General features: G+C 44.3%; 18 protein-coding genes. 3 read left to right on the plus strand and 15 right to left on the minus strand.

Annotation, left to right across the window (positions count from 1 at the left end; all coding sequences use genetic code 11):
* Nucleotides 1–93 precede the first annotated feature (93 nt).
* The 13 genes from lpxA to rpsB all read right to left on the minus strand — a co-directional run bounded on the left by lpxA (nucleotide 94) and on the right by rpsB (nucleotide 13,031).
* On the minus strand, nucleotides 94–882 hold the full coding sequence (gene lpxA / locus ACED45_RS00220) for an acyl-ACP--UDP-N-acetylglucosamine O-acyltransferase (RefSeq protein WP_048606664.1): 789 nt from the start codon (nucleotides 880–882) through the stop codon (nucleotides 94–96).
* 1 nt (nucleotide 883) lies between these two features.
* Nucleotides 884–1,336, minus strand: coding sequence for a 3-hydroxyacyl-ACP dehydratase FabZ (gene fabZ, locus ACED45_RS00225; RefSeq protein ID WP_048661224.1), 453 nt, complete (start codon nucleotides 1,334–1,336; stop codon nucleotides 884–886).
* A 93-nt stretch (nucleotides 1,337–1,429) separates the two neighbouring features.
* Nucleotides 1,430–2,461, minus strand: coding sequence for a UDP-3-O-(3-hydroxymyristoyl)glucosamine N-acyltransferase (lpxD, locus tag ACED45_RS00230; protein WP_048661223.1), 1,032 nt, complete (start codon nucleotides 2,459–2,461; stop codon nucleotides 1,430–1,432).
* Between the two features lie 5 nt (nucleotides 2,462–2,466).
* Nucleotides 2,467–2,967 carry an OmpH family outer membrane protein gene (locus ACED45_RS00235; protein ID WP_017056311.1) on the minus strand — a complete coding sequence of 167 codons (501 nt, stop codon included), beginning with the start codon at nucleotides 2,965–2,967 and terminating at the stop codon, nucleotides 2,467–2,469.
* Between the two features lie 27 nt (nucleotides 2,968–2,994).
* Nucleotides 2,995–5,400 carry an outer membrane protein assembly factor BamA gene (bamA, locus tag ACED45_RS00240; protein ID WP_371713089.1) on the minus strand — a complete coding sequence of 802 codons (2,406 nt, stop codon included), beginning with the start codon at nucleotides 5,398–5,400 and terminating at the stop codon, nucleotides 2,995–2,997.
* A gap of 48 nt (nucleotides 5,401–5,448) precedes the next feature.
* Entirely contained in the window at nucleotides 5,449–6,813 is a 1,365-nt protein-coding gene (gene rseP / locus ACED45_RS00245) for a sigma E protease regulator RseP (RefSeq protein WP_371713090.1), read from the minus strand.
* A complete protein-coding gene (gene ispC / locus ACED45_RS00250; protein ID WP_371713091.1) occupies nucleotides 6,810–8,018 on the minus strand; it encodes a 1-deoxy-D-xylulose-5-phosphate reductoisomerase in 1,209 nt (402 codons plus the stop codon). The genes rseP and ispC overlap by 4 nt, the downstream gene beginning before the upstream one ends.
* 51 nt (nucleotides 8,019–8,069) lie before the next feature.
* On the minus strand, nucleotides 8,070–8,912 hold the full coding sequence (locus tag ACED45_RS00255; protein ID WP_146492096.1) for a phosphatidate cytidylyltransferase: 843 nt from the start codon (nucleotides 8,910–8,912) through the stop codon (nucleotides 8,070–8,072).
* A gap of 15 nt (nucleotides 8,913–8,927) precedes the next feature.
* Nucleotides 8,928–9,680 (minus strand): isoprenyl transferase, encoded by a 753-nt coding sequence (locus ACED45_RS00260; RefSeq protein WP_017063364.1) that lies wholly within the window; start codon nucleotides 9,678–9,680, stop codon nucleotides 8,928–8,930.
* 98 nt (nucleotides 9,681–9,778) lie between these two features.
* Nucleotides 9,779–10,336 carry a ribosome recycling factor gene (frr, locus tag ACED45_RS00265; RefSeq protein WP_017060741.1) on the minus strand — a complete coding sequence of 186 codons (558 nt, stop codon included), beginning with the start codon at nucleotides 10,334–10,336 and terminating at the stop codon, nucleotides 9,779–9,781.
* Nucleotides 10,337–10,433: 97 nt separating this feature from the next.
* Nucleotides 10,434–11,165, minus strand: a complete 732-nt coding sequence (gene pyrH, locus ACED45_RS00270) for a UMP kinase (RefSeq protein WP_017630771.1) — start codon at nucleotides 11,163–11,165, stop codon at nucleotides 10,434–10,436.
* Between the two features lie 150 nt (nucleotides 11,166–11,315).
* Complete coding sequence (gene tsf, locus ACED45_RS00275) at nucleotides 11,316–12,161, minus strand: translation elongation factor Ts (RefSeq protein ID WP_017630772.1); 846 nt, start codon at nucleotides 12,159–12,161, stop codon at nucleotides 11,316–11,318.
* A 138-nt stretch (nucleotides 12,162–12,299) separates the two neighbouring features.
* On the minus strand, nucleotides 12,300–13,031 hold the full coding sequence (gene rpsB, locus ACED45_RS00280) for a 30S ribosomal protein S2 (RefSeq protein WP_009847420.1): 732 nt from the start codon (nucleotides 13,029–13,031) through the stop codon (nucleotides 12,300–12,302).
* A 457-nt stretch (nucleotides 13,032–13,488) separates the two neighbouring features.
* On the opposite strand from rpsB, the gene map reads away from it, so the two are divergent.
* From map to ACED45_RS00295, 3 genes are all read left to right on the plus strand, one after another.
* Nucleotides 13,489–14,367, plus strand: a complete 879-nt coding sequence (gene map, locus ACED45_RS00285) for a type I methionyl aminopeptidase (protein WP_048661217.1) — start codon at nucleotides 13,489–13,491, stop codon at nucleotides 14,365–14,367.
* A 141-nt stretch (nucleotides 14,368–14,508) separates the two neighbouring features.
* Nucleotides 14,509–17,130, plus strand: a complete 2,622-nt coding sequence (gene glnD / locus ACED45_RS00290) for a bifunctional uridylyltransferase/uridylyl-removing protein GlnD (RefSeq protein WP_371713092.1) — start codon at nucleotides 14,509–14,511, stop codon at nucleotides 17,128–17,130.
* A gap of 181 nt (nucleotides 17,131–17,311) precedes the next feature.
* Nucleotides 17,312–17,695, plus strand: coding sequence for a DUF3461 family protein (locus ACED45_RS00295; RefSeq protein ID WP_004734354.1), 384 nt, complete (start codon nucleotides 17,312–17,314; stop codon nucleotides 17,693–17,695).
* Between the two features lie 146 nt (nucleotides 17,696–17,841).
* Here the strand turns inward: ACED45_RS00295 and truC are convergent, their stop codons facing one another.
* Together truC and ACED45_RS00305 are read right to left on the minus strand one after the other, a co-directional pair.
* Nucleotides 17,842–18,591, minus strand: coding sequence for a tRNA pseudouridine(65) synthase TruC (gene truC / locus ACED45_RS00300; RefSeq protein WP_048661215.1), 750 nt, complete (start codon nucleotides 18,589–18,591; stop codon nucleotides 17,842–17,844).
* On the minus strand, nucleotides 18,591–18,905 hold the full coding sequence (locus ACED45_RS00305) for a YqcC family protein (RefSeq protein ID WP_048664578.1): 315 nt from the start codon (nucleotides 18,903–18,905) through the stop codon (nucleotides 18,591–18,593). The genes truC and ACED45_RS00305 overlap by 1 nt, the downstream gene beginning before the upstream one ends.
* Nucleotides 18,906–18,935 lie beyond the last annotated feature (30 nt).

Consider the following 18,935-nt stretch of genomic DNA (forward strand, 5'->3'; position numbering starts at 1 on the left):
ATCGCCTAATGATTAGCGATCTTTTTGTTATACCAATCTGATTAAGTAATTATTGTCATACTTGCGCGGATTGGTACACAACCACATCCAGTATTAACGAATAATACCGCGCTCAGAATTCTCTAGCATTTCTAGCATAGGAGCCACCGAAGTAAACTCTTTCGCCATTTCAACTAAAGCCGCTTTCGCTTCTTCAAGTGTTTTACCTGAACGGTATAACTCTTTGTACGCTTTCTGTAGTGCACGAATTTCTGGTTTTTCAAAACCGTTACGCTTCAAGCCCACTAGGTTCAGACCGAATGGAGCAGCATGGTTACCCTGTGCAAGCACGTACGGCAGTACATCTTGAACTACAGCAGAACAGCCACCAATGTACGCGTAAGCACCAATAGAACAGAATGGGTGAATCGCAGAAAGCGCCATCACACCAGCGTAGTCGCCAACCGTAACGTGACCGCCAAGAATAGCGTTGTTACCAATATGAGTGTGGTTACCAACAATAACATCGTGTGCTACGTGAGCATTAACACAAAGTAAGTTGTCATCACCAATTACTGTGGTTGCTTTGTCTTGAACCGTACCACGGTGGATTTGAACCGCTTCACGGATCACGTTGCGATCACCGATCACAACTGTTGTCTCTTCACCACCGTATTTCTTGTCTTGGTTTTCTTCACCAATAACAGCATGAGGGAAGATACGGTTTTCTTTACCAATGGTTGTATGACCTTTGATCACAACATGCGACATCACTTCAGTGTCGTCACCAATTGTCACGTTACCAGCAATGTAAGTGAAAGGCCCAACTGTCACGTTAGCACCGATAGTTACATCACCTTCGATTACTGCTGCCGGGTGAATTTTCGCTGTTTCATGAATCATATTAAAACTCTCTACGAGCACATTTAAGTTCAGCTGAACATACAACGTCGCCGTCAACTTTCGCTACACCGTTAAACGATGCAATGCCACGACGCTCTTTTAAGAATTCAACTTCGATAACCAGTTGGTCACCAGGTACGACTGGCTTACGGAATTTTGCTTTATCAACACTTGCAAAGTAGTAAAGTTCGTTGCCAGAAGGCGCACCAAAAGATTTAAATGCTAGAAGGCCTGTTGCTTGTGCCATTGCTTCTAAGATCAACACGCCTGGGAATACAGGAAGCTGAGGGAAGTGGCCTGTGAACTGAGGTTCGTTAACAGAGACATTCTTAATTGCGGTCAGTGTTTTTTCTTTTTCAAAGCTAGTCACACGATCAACCATTAAGAATGGGTAGCGATGAGGTAATAGTTCCTGAATTTCAGTAATGTTCATCGTTGTCTGTTCAGTAGTCAAAGTCGTATTCCTATGTATATTCTTTATTTAATTAGAAGGATTATAAACGAAAAAGACTCGCTATACGCGAGCCTTTTATTAGAAATGCTGGAATTATGATTCCGCGCTCTTCTCGATAAGTTTTTCAACGGTTTTCAAACGCTTGTTCATTTCATCAATACGATGAACACGCGTTGCTGTTTTACGCCAATCTTTGTTTGGCTGTAAAGGAATACCCGAAGAGTACATGCCTTTCTCAGTGATGCTGCGCATTACCATCCCCATACCGGTGATTGTAACGCCGTCAATGATTTCAATGTGACCATTAATCACACAGCCACCACCAATAATACAGTACTTACCTATCGTCGTGCTGCCAGCTACAATAGTACCACCCGCAAGGGCTGAACCATATCCGATGTGAACATTGTGAGCAATTTGAAGTTGGTTATCTAAGATAACGTTATCTTCAATAATTGTGTCGTCTAATGCACCACGGTCGATGGTAGTACACGCGCCGATTTCTACGCGGTTACCGATACGAACTGAACCGACTTGTGGGATTTTAATCCACTCGCCTTTCTCGTTCGCATAACCAAAGCCATCAGAGCCGATAACCGTGCTTGATTGAATCAAACATGCTTCGCCAATCACAACTTCATGGTAAACACTTACGTTAGCCCATAGCTTAGTGCCAGAGCCAACTTTCGCGTTTTTACCAATAAAGCAACCAGCACCGATGATCACATCATCACCAAGTACCACACCAGACTCAATCACAGCATTTGCACCAATAGACACATTTTGTCCAATGGTCGCATCACTTGCAATCGAAGCTGAATCAGCAATAGCCGCAGCGGGTGCTGGAGTAGTATCAAGCGCTTGAGCAACTTTAGCAAAAGCAACGTAAGGGTCATTAACCACAATCACGTTCGTCTTACAAAGTTCACGCTCACTCTCTTTAACCATAATAGCGGATGCTTTACAGTCACCTAGGTGCTTGCTGTACTTTACGTTAGAAAGGAACGTAATGTTACCTTCTTGCGCTTTATCCATAGGAGCGACTGCTGAAACGGTAATAGTACCATCTCCGTGTAGCTCTCCCCCGGTAATCGTTGCCAATTCGGCTAAAGTTAGATTCTTCATAAAACTTATTTCAGTGCTTTAATTACTTTCTCAGAGATGTTGTATTCTGGCTTGCCGTATTGCAGAGCTTGAATATCAACGATCATATCGTAGCCTTCTTTCTCGGCAACTTTAGTTACAGCATCTTGAATCACTTTGAATAGCTTCTGCTTCTCTTGTGCTTCACGACGTTGGCTTGCTTTTTCTAGTGCTTGAGCTTTGATTTTGTACTTGCTGTCTAGTTGACCTACTTCGATACGTAGCTTTTCAACTTCGTCAGGACCTAGTAGCTCGCCATCACGCTTAAGCTTTTCAATCTTCGTTTTTGCTTCAGCTTGAATGCTCTGCAGCTCAGCTGCTTTGTCTTTGAACTCTTCCTGCATTTTTTGAAGAACAACTTCACGCTGAGGTAGAGCCTGGAATACTTGTGCAGTGTTTACATAACCCACTTTTTGCGCAGCTTCAGCAGCTGTTGCAAAGAAAGAAGAGCTAAGAACTACAAGGCCTAAACCTGCTGCTTTAATCATATTTTTCAAAATATTGTCCTTTAAATATTAGAAAGTTCTACCAATGGTAAATGTGAAGAATTCCTCATCATCACCTTCGTAAATTTTAACTGGTTTCGCTAGAGAGAAAACCAGTGGGCCCATCGGTGACATCCATTGAAGGGCTGCACCATAAGATGAACGGTAATTCGTTGGATCAGAGTAATCGTAGTAGTACTGGCCGCCACTATTAGGCGCGCCACGGTCTACAAATTCAGTATCCCATACACTAGCCATATCGAAGAAGACACTGGTACGAATCTGGCTGCGTGCTTCATCAGAAGCAAACGGCGTAGGTACAATTAACTCTAGACTTGCCAAAGCAACCGCGTTACCACCCACTGAATCATCAGTAGCAGTATCGTAGGTTGGGTTGTTACCTGTGCTGCTTCCGTAAACGGCTTTCGGGCCAGCCGAGTTAGAACCAAAACCACGTAGGGTTGTAAAACCACCTGCGTAGTAGTTCTCGTAGAATGGGAACAAGTTATCGTTACCATCCGTTTGACCATAACCATTACCATAGCCCAATCGGCCACGCATCAATAGTGTGAACTCATGCTTTTTGGTCAGCGGGATGTAATGTTTTACATCGTACTGCATTTTGAAGTACTGAGCATCAGAGCCTGGCACCGTCATTTTAGCGAAAGCACGCTGGTGGTTACCTTCTGTTGGGAAGAAACCACGGTTCAAGTTATTACGCGTCCAAGAGATATTGATATCGAAATCATCGGTTAAGATGTGCTCGTCACCATATTGGTCAATACTTCTCGCGAACTGTTCAACTTGGATATAGGTCGGAACGTTACCGATTTTGTTGTGTGTATAGCCAACACCAAACTCGATACGGTTCAGCTCATCCATAGGGAAACCCCATGTTAGGCTAGTACCATAACTTTGGTTGGTATAGTCGACAATACCCGCTTCAGAGGCTTCGAATTCGTTGTAGAAGATCTTACCGCCTAGACTCACACCATCAAGGTTCCAGTATGGGTCACGGTAGTCTAAGCTCACGTTCTTTTGGTAATCGTTCATCATGGCACTTACACCAACACGGTTACCTGAGCCTGCAAAGTTGTCTTGTTGTAAACCAACTTGGAAACTGACACCTGATTCCGTACCGTAGCCGACACCAAAGTTGATGCTGCCTGAGTTAGCTTCCTTAACGTTGTAAACCAAATCAACTTGGTCTTCACTACCAGGAACACGAACTGTTTGTACATCAACCGTTTCAAAGAAACCTAAACGGTTAAGACGGCTCTTACCAGTATCAATTGACTTAGAGTTAAGCCAACTGCCTTCCATTTGACGCATTTCACGACGAAGAACTTCATCTTTCGTTGAGTTATTGCCCGTGAATCGAATGTCGCGAACATAGATACGGCTACCCGCTTCTACATTGATAACTAACGACACTTCTTTGGTCTCATCATTGAATTCAGGAATCGTACGAACTTGTGGGTACGCATAACCAGATTCACCAAGAATTCGTTTTACGCTCTCTTCTAAAGACGTTACCGATGAACCGTTATAAGTATCACCGTCTTCAAATGGCACTAGCGCTTCAAAATCAGCCTCACGGCCGATGAGTTCACCACGAAATGCGACATCTTTAACGGTGTAGGCTTCGCCTTCATCAATACCAAGCGTGATATAAACGCCTTTCTTATCTGGAGAGATCGCAACCTGAGTAGAGTCTACCTTAAACTTAAGGTAACCACGGTCGAGGTAGTAAGATTTCAGCGCTTCGATATCACCCGCTAATACTTGCTTCTGATATTTTTCATCCGCAAGGAAGTTCCACCATGCAACATCAACGTTCAGATTAAAGCGGCTAAGTAGCTCAGCGTCTGAGAAGACTTCGTTACCGATAAAGTTGATTTGCTGAATCTTAGCAGATACGCCTTCAGTAAAGACAAACTTAAGGTCAGAACGATTACGAGGCAAAGGCGTCACAACCGCTTTTACTGTCGCGTTGTACTTACCAACACTGTAGTAAAAATCTTCAAGACCTTTCTCTATGTTGCTTAGCGTAGTACGGTCAAGGGCTTCACCTTCACGAACGCCAGACGCATCTAGGTTCTGTTGAAGTTGTTCTTCTTTGATCGCTTTGTTACCCGAGAATGAGATACTTGCGATGGTCGGTCGTTCTTTCACTTGAACAACTAAAACACCTTCATCGCGAAGGACTTTAACATCCTCAAAGTTACCCGAAGCATACAATGCACGAATGATCTCAGATACATCGCTTTCATCCACTTCATCGCCAATACGTACTGGCATTTTCAGTAGAGCTGCACCAAGTGCAACACGCTGTAAACCTTCAATCTTGATATCTTGAACTACAAAGTTTTGTGCTCCATTCGCTGCCACACTAGTGGCTAATAGACTTGCGAACAGAATTTGCTTAATCGCCATACTTATTCTAATTATTCCTTGCTACTACCAATGCCTGTGAGAAACCATTCACAGACGAGTAAAATCATTAAATATTGCCAGAGCCATCAAAGAGAAGAGGATTGCACCTCCCACTCTGTATCCCATTTCCTGAACTTTCTCAGGGACCGGTTTACGAGTAATGGCCTCAATAGCGAAAAAGAGCAAATGTCCGCCATCAAGCATAGGCAGCGGAACCAAATTAATAATACCCAAGTTAACACTAATCAGAGCCAAAAAGCCTAAGAAGTAAACCAAACCGTAATCGGCGGTTGTCCCTGCACCTTTAGCTATTGAAATCGGGCCACTCAAGTTATTTAAGCCAACATCACCAACGATGAGCTTCTTAAGCATTGTCAGCGTCAATCCAATGATTTGACCTGTTTTATCAAATGCTTTTCCTACAGACTCAATTACACCAAATTGTAACTCAAAGCGATAATCTTCTGGCCATTCTGCGACTTCTGGAGCAATACCTGCATAGCCAATTGTCGAACCATCAGAAAGCTCGCGACTTTTTGGCGTCATAACTAATGGCTGTTCAACCCCATTTCGCAATACGACCAAGTCCAATGATGTCATTGGATTTGCACGAATTAACTCAACAACCGACTGCCACTGCCACTGTTCAATAGGCTGTCCATTAATCTCAACAATTTTGTCGCCAGCCTTTACTCCGGCATCGTATGCCGCACCGTCATCAATGACTTGAGCAAGCACTGTCGATATCTCTGGAGAATACGGTCTAAAGCCCAGCGTTGTCATTGCAGATTCAGTTTCTGGGTTGAATGACCAGTCTGAAATATCCAATGTCATCTGCTGTTCAAAGCCTATATCGTCTTGAGAAGAAACCGTAACAGTCATGGACTGATCACCAATATGTGATATCAAACCCATATTGACTGATTCCCAATCTGCGGTTTTGATTCCTGAAATAGATTTAAGTTCCATTCCAGTTTCAATTCCGGCTTGTGCAGCAATAGATTGCGGAGTGACTTCACCGATTACAGGTTTAACCGCCGGCACGCCAATCAGAAACACTAGCCAATACGCAAAGACGGCAAAGATAAAGTTAAACGCAGGACCTGCACCAACTATCGCCGTTCTTTTCCACAATTGCTTCTTATCAAAAGCGTATTGTTGTTCGTCTTCAGAAAGGTCGTCAACACGACCATCAAGCATCTTAACGTAGCCGCCCAATGGAATGACTGACAAGCTGTATTCCGTACCATCACGGCCAACTTTGCTCCAGATTGATTTACCAAAACCAATCGAGAATTTCTCAACTTTCACACCACAGCGACGAGCAACCCAGAAATGTCCAAACTCATGAACAGCGACCAGAATGCCAAGCGCTACTATAAAGGATGCGAAGTTCCACAGAATTCCACTCATGCTAGCTGCTCTTTAATAAATTGATTGGCTAATTGACGAGACATATTATCTAGCTCGAGAAGGCTTTCCAAGCTATCTAAGCCCTCAGAGTTATGTTGTTCACATACTTTGCTCATAACATGTTCGTTAATGACAGCAATATCGGTAAACTTCACTCGATTGTTCAAGAAAGCATCGACGGCAATTTCGTTTGCCGCGTTAATTGCGGTTGTAGCATGCTGACCCAAGTAGCAAGCTTCAATCGCTAACCTTAAACATGGGTAACGACTAAAGTCTGGCTCTAGAAAAGTAAGCTCGCCCACTTTAGTGAAATCCAGAGGCTTAACGCCCGCTTCTGTTCGCTCAGGGTAAGACATCGTTAAAGCGATTGGCGTCGCCATATCCGGTTCGCCCATTTGAGCAAGCACAGAGCCGTCCTTGTACTGAACCATAGAATGAATCACAGATTGAGGATGAATAATCACTTTCAGCTGCTCTTGAGAGGCATTAAATAACCATTTCGCCTCAATGTACTCTAAGCCTTTATTCATCATAGTCGCAGAATCGACCGAGATCTTAGGACCCATAGACCAGTTAGGGTGTGCGATAGCGAGTTCAGGAGTCACTGATTCCAACTCAGCCACGTCGGTATAACGGAAAGGACCACCAGAACCAGTTAGTAGAATATGGTTAATACCGTTGGCTTCTAAATCACAGCGACCTAGATTGGTTTGGACGTTTTGCGACAAACACTGGAAGATAGCATTATGTTCACTGTCGACAGGAAGTAGCTCAGCACCGTACTTTTCCACGGCGTCTATAAACAACTGTCCAGACATCACCAAGGCTTCTTTATTAGCAAGCAAGATACGCTTACTAGCCTTAACCGCAGCCATAGTAGGAAGCAAGCCTGCTGCGCCAACAATCGCAGCCATAACAGTGTCTACTTCATCTAGGGAAGCGACCTGACACATGCCTTCTGAGCCTGAAAGCACTTTGATGTTTGGGTAATCCGAAGACAACACATCACTCAGTTGAAACGCTGCATCGGGGCAAGCCATCGCAACATAGCTTGGTTGCCACTTTTCAACTAGCGCCAGCATCTTTTCAACATTCGAACCGGAGGCTAGTGCCACGACCGTATAAAGATCTGGGTTTTGCTCAACGACTTTTAGTGTACTTGCACCAATAGAGCCGGTAGCGCCAAGGATAGTTAGATTTCGCATCACATATGACCGTAGAAATGTAATAAAGGGCAGAATCACTGCCCTTTTTTATTAGAATGCTAAATAAAGCAGAGCAAAGACAGGGAATGCAGCCGTTAAGCTATCTATTCTATCTAGTATACCACCATGACCAGGAATCAGATTACTGCTGTCTTTCACCCCAGACACACGCTTAAACATGCTTTCAACAAGGTCACCAAGAACAGAGATAACGACGGTCACAAGAGTAATAACAATCATGTGAAGAGGACTTGTGAATTGGATATCAAACAAGTCAGCAAAGATCCAAGCCACGATCACTGCAGTAATGATGCCACCAATAAGACCTTCAATCGTTTTATTCGGGCTTACCGCCGGGGCCATTTTGCGCTTACCAAAGCTCTTTCCTGAAAAGTAAGCACCGCTGTCCGCCGCCCAAACGAGCAAGCAAACAAACATCACCAATTTTGCACCGTGGTAGGGATCAACATCGATACCGTTAGCACGCAGGATAACCACACTCCAGAAGAATGGCAGCAGAGTCAGCACACCAAAGGCGTGACGAAGAAGAGAAGAATCTTTCCATGCAGGCATAGACTTAGGATAAGTCACCGCCATACCACTCGCTATTACCCACCAAATTGAGCCAATCGTTAGAATGGCGTAGTGAGCAGTAGACAAGTTATTAAGGCTAAATGCATCAAAAGGGATAAAAGCAAAACTTGCGGCACTAACCACAACCGTTGGAATCAACGCTAAATAACGCGATTTGCTTTCAATAAACTGAGTCCACTCCCAAAAACCTAATAGCGAGATCACCGCTAATGAAAGAATAAACGTAGGAAGTGATAACTCGAAAATGCCTAGAATAACTAGGGGAGCTAAAATCAACGCCGTAATAATTCGTTGTTTCAAACCAAAAAATCCTTATTAACTGTCCATCAGAGCTTTGATTTGCTCACCGGTGCATCCAAAACGACGCTCACGGTTTACAAACCAAGTCACAGCTTCTACTAAGCTGTCTTCATTAAAGTCTGGCCAGAATTGTTCAGTGAAATACATTTCGGCGTAAGCCAACTGCCAAAGCATAAAATTACTAATGCGGCATTCACCACTGGTACGGATAAGTAGATCGACTTCAGGAATATCTGCCATCGTCAGATGCTGTGTAATCATAGCTTCATCAATGTCATCTACATTAATATCACCAGACTTTACCTGTTGAGCAATAGAGGTCATTGCTTGCTGAATATCCCACTTACCGCCGTAGTTAGCCGCAATATTAATAACCATACCGGTATTGGTGCTAGTCAAAGCTTCCGCTTCTTCTATCTTCTTTTGTAGTCGATCATTGAAACGACTTTTATCACCAATAACACGAAGTTGTAGATTATTTTTATGAAGCTTTTTTACTTCACTCGATAGCACTGAAATAAACAGTTCCATCAAAATACCGACTTCTTCTTCAGGACGACGCCAGTTCTCGCTACTAAACGCAAAAAGAGTAACGGCTTTAATGCCAAGTCTGGCTGCAGAAGAGATAGTTTTACGAACGGCTTGAACACCGTTTTTATGGCCAAAGACGCGAGGCTTGCCCTGAGCTTTTGCCCAGCGACCATTACCATCCATAATGATAGCAATGTGTTTAGGAAGAGAGTCTGTGAACGCTTGAGAATTATGCATAAAAGAGTGAATCAAATTCTAATAGTCGAACAGAGTAGCATAAAAAAACGCTGCACCGTGAGTACAGCGTTTTTCCGGAAAGAAAAGAATAGGGAAAATTAAACTTCCATCAACTCTTTTTCTTTAACAGCTAGAACTTCGTCTACGTTCTTAACCGCAGCGTCAGTTAGCTTTTGAATTTCGTCTTGTGCTTTACGATCTTCATCTTCAGAGATTTCTTTATCTTTAAGAAGTGCTTTTAGATCGCCATTCGCGTCACGACGGATGTTACGGATAGCAACACGGCCACCTTCAGCTTCGCCACGAACGATTTTAACTAGGTCTTTACGACGCTCTTCCGTTAGCGGAGGAAGTGGAACACGGATAACTGTGCCAGCAGACATAGGGTTTAGGCCTAGGTCAGATGTCAGAATTGCTTTTTCAACTAGAGGAGTCAGTGTTTTATCAAACACTGTAATAGCTAGTGTACGTGCATCTTCAGCGATAACGTTAGCTACTTGAGTCAAAGGCGTTGGAGCACCGTAGTACTCAACAGTAAGACCAGAAAGTAGGCTTGGGTGCGCACGACCTGTACGAATCTTTTGCAGGCTGTTTTTTAGTGCATCAACACTTTTTACCATGCGCTCTTGAGCGTCTTTTTTGATTTCGTTAATCACAATTTCACCTTGATTATGTTCTTTCTTCAAGAAAGCTTTTTATTTGAGTGATAAGGATAAGCTTACCAAAGTCTAACACCTCAGTAAGCCCGAAAAATTAGTCAGCGTCGCTGATTAATGTACCTTCAGTTTCACCCATAACCACGCGACGTAGTGCGCCTGGTTTATTCATGTTAAATACGCGGATTGGCATTTTGTGATCACGTGCTAGCGTAAATGCAGCCAAGTCCATTACTTTAAGTTCTTTATCAAGAACTGTGTTGTAAGACAACGTATCATACAGCTCTGCGTCTGGGTTTGCTACAGGGTCAGAAGTAAATACACCATCTACTTTTGTCGCTTTTAGAACTACGTCAGCTTCGATTTCGATACCACGTAGACATGCAGCAGAATCCGTAGTGAAGAATGGGTTACCAGTACCAGCAGAGAAGATCACAACGCGACCTTGACGTAGTTGGCTGATTGCGTCTGCCCAGTTGTAGTCGTCACACACACCTTTAAGAGGGATTGCAGACATTACACGTGCGTTTACATAAGCACGGTGAAGAGCGTCACGCATTGCAAGGCCGTTCATTACCGTTGCAAGCATACCCATGTGGTCACCAACAACGCGGTTCATACCTGCTTCAGCAAGGCCTGCACCACGGAAAAGGTTACCACCACCGATAACAACGCCTACTTGAACACCTAGTTCAACCAATTCTTTCACTTCTTGAGCCATACGATCAAGGATCGTCGGGTCAATACCAAAACCTTCTTCGCCTTGTAGTGCTTCACCGCTAAGTTTTAACAGAATACGTTGATACGCCGGTTTAGGGTTCGTAGTCATGGAGTTTACCTTCCAAAGAGTTGATGATTAACAGTCATGGATAAAAACTGAATAGCTCAGTTTGCATTCATAACAGCTAAAAAATAATTCACTATTCATAAAAAGACCGCAGCATTTGCCACGGTCTCTTTTCAAACAATACGCTAAGGATTAACCTTTTTGTACCGCTGCAACTTCGTCAGCAAAGCTCATTTCAGCTGCTTTCTCGATGCCTTCACCAACTTCTAGACGTACGAAGTTAGATACTGAAGCGCCTTTCTCTTTAAGGATAGCGCCAACAGTCTGCTTAGGCTCCATGATGAAAGCTTGACCAGTTAGAGAAATTTCGCCCGTGAATTTCTTCATACGGCCAACAACCATTTTCTCTGCGATTTCAGCTGGTTTGCCTTCGTTCATAGCGATTTCAACTTGAACTGCTTTTTCTTTAGCAACTACGTCTGCAGGTACGTCTTCTGGGTTTAGGAACTCAGGACGTGATGCAGCAACGTGCATTGCAACGTGCTTAAGAGTTTCAGCTTCGCCTTCACCAGCAACAACAACACCGATTTTCTCACCGTGACGGTAAGAAGCTAGTGCAACACCTGAAACGTACTGTACGCGACGGATGTTGATGTTTTCGCCGATTTTTGCAACTAGAGCAACACGAGTCTCTTCGAACTGTGCTTGTAGCTCTTCAACAGTTGCTTGAGAAGCTACTGCAGCAGCTGCAACTTCTTCTGCGAATGCTGTGAAGTTAGCATCTTTTGCTACGAAGTCAGTTTGGCAGTTAACTTCAAGAAGAGCAGCTACGCCGTTCTCTTCTTTGATGATGATTGCGCCTTCAGCAGCAACGTTACCAGCTTTCTTAGCTGCTTTCGCTGCGCCAGACTTACGCATGTTTTCAATTGCTAGTTCGATGTCAGCGTTTGCTTCTACAAGCGCTTTCTTACATTCCATCATGCCAGCGCCAGTGCGCTCGCGAAGTTCTTTAACTAGAGCTGCAGTTACAGTTGCCATTCTCTATTCCTCAGTAAATTCTAAAAAAGATAAAAAACAGGGGCCTAATTAATTGGCCCCTGATATTGACTGTATTCAGTCCGTTAAGCCACCGATTATGACCGCTTAATATGAACTAAATATGGCTCAGAGCCGCTATTATTCAGCTTCTACAAAACCGTCTTTTTCAGCAGCTACAGCAGCAACATCTTTGTTGCGACCTTCTTTAACCGCGTCTGCAGCAGCGTTTAGGTAAAGCTGTACTGCACGGATTGCATCGTCGTTACCAGGGATAACGAAGTCAACGCCGTCTGGGTTAGAGTTAGTATCAACTACAGCGTAAACTGGGATACCTAGGTTGTTTGCTTCTTTAACTGCGATGTGTTCGTGATCAGCATCGATTACGAATAGAGCGTCTGGAAGGCCGCCCATGTTCTTGATACCACCAAGAGATTTCTCTAGCTTCTCCATTTCACGAGTACGCATTAGAGCTTCTTTCTTAGTAAGCTTGTCGAAAGTACCGTCTTGAGCCTGCGCTTCAAGTTCTTTCAGACGCTTGATAGACTGACGAACAGTTTTGTAGTTCGTTAGCATACCGCCTAACCAGCGGTTGTTAACGTAGAACTGGTTGCTGTTGATAGCAGCTTCTTTAACAGCTTCAGATGCAGCGCGCTTAGTACCAACAAAAAGAACTTTACCTTTCTTCTCGCCAACTTTAGCGATTTCAGCTAGAGCGTCGTTGAACATTGGTACAGTTTTTTCTAGGTTGATGATATGTACTTTGTTACGAGCACCAAAGATGAATGGCTTCATTTTTGGGTTCCAGTAACGAGTTTGGTGACCGAAGTGAACACCAGCTTTAAGCATATCGCGCATTGATACAGTTGCCATTTTAAAATCCTCTATGGGGTTAGGCCTCCACATCCCCCATGAATCCGACCCCTAACAACTAACCACTTTTCAGCCGTTATTTGTGTTGTTGAGGCACCCCGGAACATGTGTCGGAATGTGTGTGATTTAAAGAAATAAGTTAGTGGACACAAAGCTTGTTTCGCCAATTGGAGAAAACACTCCTGATGTCCGGCGCGCTTTATACCATATTTTGTCTATCTATGGCTAGAAAAAAATCGAAAAATGGCGACTGCTATACTGATCCCTATCGGCGAAATTTACCTATAAATAGTGTCGCTATTCATTCACTTCTATCTCAATAGACCGGACGTAAACCACTCAGGTTGAGTAGTATCCACCAGCATTGTATGGATATGGGAATGTTGCGCTAAAATGCTGCACTGATAGAATAGCCCCAATATGCACACTTAGGTGCTACCAAATTAAGAGATATGCAATGGCTGTAAAAATTAAAACTGCTGAAGAAATTGAAAAAATGCGCGTCGCCGGCAAGCTGGCGTCGGAGATTCTAGAGATGATTGAACCTCACATCCAAGTAGGTACAACGACAGAAGAGCTAAACCAAATCTGTCATGAGTACGCTACGGAAAGAGGCGCATACTCAGCACCACTTGATTATCACGGTTTCCCTAAGTCAATCTGTACCTCTATCAACCACATTGTGTGCCACGGTATTCCAGCATCACAAGATGAGACTGGCAGCACTGGTCAATTCAAACCTGCGGTACTAAAGGATGGTGACATTCTTAACGTTGATATCACAGTAATCATCCCTGATGACGAAAACGCAGACCTAAGCGTTCGTCCACAAGGCTACCACGGTGACACATCTAAGATGTTTCTTGTGGGTGAAGTTTCACCAGCAAACAAGCGTCTATGCATGGTTGCTCAAGAAGCACTTTACGAAGGCATGCGCCAAGTTAAGCCAGGTGTTCAACTTGGCCAAATCGGCACTGCTATCGAGAAGTACATCAAAACAAACAACAAGAATAACCCACGTGCTAAGTTCTCTATTGTTAAAGATTACTGTGGTCACGGTATTGGTTCTGAGTTCCACGAAGATCCGCAAGTGGTTCACTACAAGAACAGTGACCGCACAGTGCTGAAGGCAGGCATGTGTTTCACTATCGAGCCAATGATCAACGCGGGTAAGTTTGGCTGCCGTCTTGATGACCAAGATAGCTGGACAGTGTACACAGCAGACAGCAAAAACTCGGCGCAGTGGGAACACACACTGGTTGTGACAGATACAGGTTGTGAAGTACTAACACTACGCAGCGACGATACGATTCCACGCATCATGAAGAACGCTTAGTTCATCAAACTGAACACATCAGCCTTTTAAAAATATCCTCGCCTTGTCGAGGATATTTTTTTATCCACTCAATTTCGACTTTCCACCAGCTTCTGTTAAATTGTTTACTATTCTCATTTGCTTGCACGGATAGCAGACCATATGCCTTATCAATGCCCTCTTACGTTCAATGACGAACAAATTGAAATCTGCGAATTAAAAAATCAGCTCGAGATCTTCACGCAGTATCAAAAAAATGAATTCCTGAATCATCATCCAGTTACCGACTTAGTGTTGCTACGCTCCGAATACATGGATTTACTTCTCAATCGTTTATGGGAGCATTTCGGATTCAATAAACTGCCTCATATTTCACTCGTCGCTGTAGGCGGTTATGGCCGTGGTGAACTCCACCCCTTGTCCGACATTGATATCCTTATCGTCTCGCAAAAAACATTGCCACCAGCACTTGGCGAAAAAGTCAGCCAGTTCATCACCCTACTCTGGGATTTGAGACTCGAAGTTGGTCACGCGGTACGTACCATTGCCGAATGTCTTGATATCGGTATTGATGATTTAACCGTTGCAACCAACCTGCAAGAGTCTCGATTGCTGTGTGGTAGTGAAGACACTTTTCAAGAACTAAAGCTGAAAATTCATTCCGATTCATTTTGGCCAAGTGAAACCTTCTACAAGGCTAAGATTCAAGAACAAAGAGAACGTCATGCTCGCTACCACGACACCACTTACAATCTAGAGCCGGACATTAAATCGACTCCAGGTGGACTCAGAGACATCCATACCCTGAGCTGGGTAGCGCGTCGCCACTTCGGTGCGACCTCTTTGTTAGAGATGAGCAAGTACGGTTTTCTAACCGATGCTGAGTATCGTGAGTTAGTTGAGTGCCAAGATTTCTTATGGCGTGTTCGTTTTGCACTGCACATAGAGCTGCGCCGTTACGACAACCGCCTCACCTTTGCCCACCAAGCTCAAGTCGCTGAACATTTGGGTTATACTGGCGAAGGTAACCGTGGCGTTGAGATGATGATGAAAGAGTTCTACCGAACACTTCGTCGCGTTGCCGAGCTCAACAAAATGCTGCTTAAATTGTTCGATCAAGCAATCATCAATGGTGGCCAGACTCAAGACGCTGAGATTCTCGACAACGACTTCCAGCGCCGTGGCTCACTGATCGAAGCGCGCAAGCCAGCTCTATTCCAAGCTAGACCAGAAACGATTCTCGATATGTTTATCCATATCGCTAATGACTCGACTATCGAAGGGGTAAGCCCACCAACATTGCGACAACTGCGAACGGCACGTCGCCGATTAAACCGCTTCCTGCATACTATTCCTGAAGCTCGTGACAAGTTCATGGATCTAGTTCGCCACCCAAATGCACTACACAAAGCCTTTAGCTTAATGCATAAGCTAGGCGTGCTCTCAGCGTACTTACCACAGTGGAGCCAGATCGTTGGCCAGATGCAGTTTGACCTATTCCACGTATACACGGTGGATGAGCACAGTATTCGCCTGCTCAAGCACATTAACCGTTTTGGCCAAATTGATAACCACGACAAGCACCCTATCTGTTGTGAAGTGTACCCACGCGTGCAGAAGAAAGAGCTGCTGATTCTGGCGGCTATCTTCCACGACATCGGCAAAGGCCGCGGTGGAGACCATTCAGAGATTGGTGCTGTTGAGGCATACTCTTTCTGTATTGAACACGGGTTATCAAAACCTGAAGCAAAACAAGTCGCGTGGTTGGTACAAAACCACCTGTTGATGTCTGTAACCGCTCAACGTCGTGATATTTACGACCCTGATGTAATCACTGAATTCGCAAAAAAGGTCCGTGATGAAGAATCACTCGAGCTACTGGTTTGCCTAACGGTTGCCGATATCTGTGCAACTAACCCAGAGCTATGGAACAGCTGGAAGCGAACGCTGTTAGCAGAGCTATTCCACTCTACTCAGCGAGCACTACGCCGCGGATTAGAAAACCCTGTCGATGTCAGAGATCGTATTCGTCATAACCAACAAATGGCGTCAGCTTTGCTGCGTAAAGAGGGATTCACCGCTCGTGAAATTGAAGTGTTATGGCAACGCTTCAAAGCCGACTACTTCTTACGTCACACACACAAGCAAATCGCTTGGCACTGTGAGCACCTACTTCGCCTAGAAGACCCAAGCCAACCACTCGTACTGATCAGCAAAAAAGCGACACGTGGTGGTACAGAAGTATTCGTTTACTGTAGAGACCAAGCGGCACTGTTCGCGACCGTGGTTGCAGAGCTCGACAGGCGCAACTTTAACGTTCATGACGCGCAGGTCATGGTCAGCAAAGATGGCCATGTTTTAGATACCTTTATCGTACTAGACCAACATGGTGAAGCGATCGATGAAGCAAGACACAAAGCCGTTGCTAAGCATCTAACTCATGTACTGGCTGATGGCCGACCGACGAAGATTAAGACTCGTCGCACACCACGCAACTTGCAACACTTCAAGGTAAAAACCTTAGTTGAGTTTCTACCAACCAAGAGCAAGAAACGCACCTTAATGGAGTTAAGAGCTCTTGATACTCCAGGATTATTGGCTCAAGTCGGTGCAACCTTTGCGGAGCTAAGCATCAACTTGCACGGTGCAAAAATTACCACCATAGGTGAGCGAGCTGAGGATTTGTTTATTCTGACCAGTGAAGCAGGAGGAAGGCTTTCTGAAGAGCAAGAACAAGCGCTAAGAGAAAGGCTAACCGAGCATGTTTCGGAACTCGCTCCTTAGAAGTCGAATTAGGTCTTAGGGCAGCTTTAATAGCCAAATAAGTGTGGGTAAAGATAGAGAGCGATCTTGCCCACAACTTACAATCAATTCACAGATATCAACTATCTAGCTCGTCGTTAGGCTGCTACATTGATCAAGTCAATTACATAAAAGTATTACATTCATAACCTAGAGGTCGCTTATGTATCCAAACCTCACTGGCTTAGGTATCCACGAACCTAAACAGATTGAACGTTATTCCCTTCGCCAAGAAGCTCATAAAGATATCCTGAAAATTTACTTTCGTAAGCAGAAAGGTGAACTGTTCGCAAAAAGCGTTAAGTTTAAATACCCACGACAAGTGAAAAGTGTGCTTGTTAGCGGTGGCAATAATCAATACAAAGAAGTGACCGAGATTAACCGAAACCTCACTCTTGTAATTGATGAACTCAACAAGATAACCAAACCGACGCCAACGGCTGAGGTGGATGTGAAGCAGAAGATCCTTACCGACTTACGCCATCTAGAGAAAGTGGTATCAAGTAAGATCGCCGAGATCGAAGCCGATCTAGAAAAGCTAAAATGATCCCACGATTAACGACGAACTAGTCAACAATAGTGATGCCGTTAAGAACGCAAAGACATCAAAAAGGGCTGATATCGCTATCAGCCCTTTGTTTTTATTATATTTTTCTTTTCACTTAGACTCGCGATTGCTTAAATACGCGTGACTTACTTCGACAAGCAAGTTTGAGCATCGATTAAGTTGGTATCCCACTCAAAGGTTTCAAACAACCTTAGCCAAGTTTCATCCAGGTTCGCCTTCATGACCAACTCTTCTTTAGTGAAAGGATGAATGAAGCGCAATTCAGAGGCATGTAGCAACAAACGGTGCGAATCTAAATCATCACGAAACAGTCGGTTGTGTTTACCATCACCATGTGAGGTATCACCCACGATTGGGTGTCTTAGGTGAGCCATATGACGACGCAGCTGATGCTTACGCCCTGTTTTTGGCATCATCTCAACCAAGCAGTAGCGGCTCGTTGGGAAACGTCCTGTTGAATAGGGTACTTCGACTTTTGCTAGCGGTTCATAAACCGTCACAGCCTCTTGCGCTTCTTTGTCTTCTTTCGCGAACTTATCTGCGATCTTATCCAGCTCAACCTTAAGTGCGTAATCAAGCGTATCGCCCTCTTCTATCCAACCACGAACAATTGCATGGTAAGTCTTTTGCATCTCATGGTTAGCGAACATTGGCATCACCTCAGAGGCGACCTCACTCGATAGCGCAAACACCAATACGCCAGACGTTGGGCGATCTAAGCGATGCAGAGGAAATACGTGCTGACCAATTTGATCACGCAGTGTTTGCATCACAAATTGCGTTTCGTGTTTATCCAACCATGAGCGATGCACCAGCATGCCAGCGGGCTTATTCACCGCGACAAAATACTCATCTTGATAAATGATCTCTAACATTACGCGCATACCTCATCAATGCTCTGAATCGTCACTAGCAGTTCAGCCTTGTCTGCCTCATTTTTCCAAACTTCACAAAAATAAGGATGGATAGCAAAGCCCTTCGGTAGGGGCATTTTCGCATCCATCATTGCGTTGATCTTAACGATAAAGATCCACTGCAACCACTCTTCCGGTTGTAGACAATCAATAGCAAAAGGTTCAACACTGGCCAGAGCTTCGTCCGAAGGTGGAACATCACTCCACAGCGAACATTGGCGCATTTGTTGTTCTAATTGTTGAAGTAAAGGAGGTAACTTTGTGGCAGCTGTCATTTTTCACCAAGTTATTTATCTAGTGACCTT

The organism is Vibrio crassostreae, from assembly GCF_041439375.1.
Taxonomy (GTDB): Bacteria; Pseudomonadota; Gammaproteobacteria; order Enterobacterales; family Vibrionaceae; genus Vibrio; species Vibrio crassostreae_D.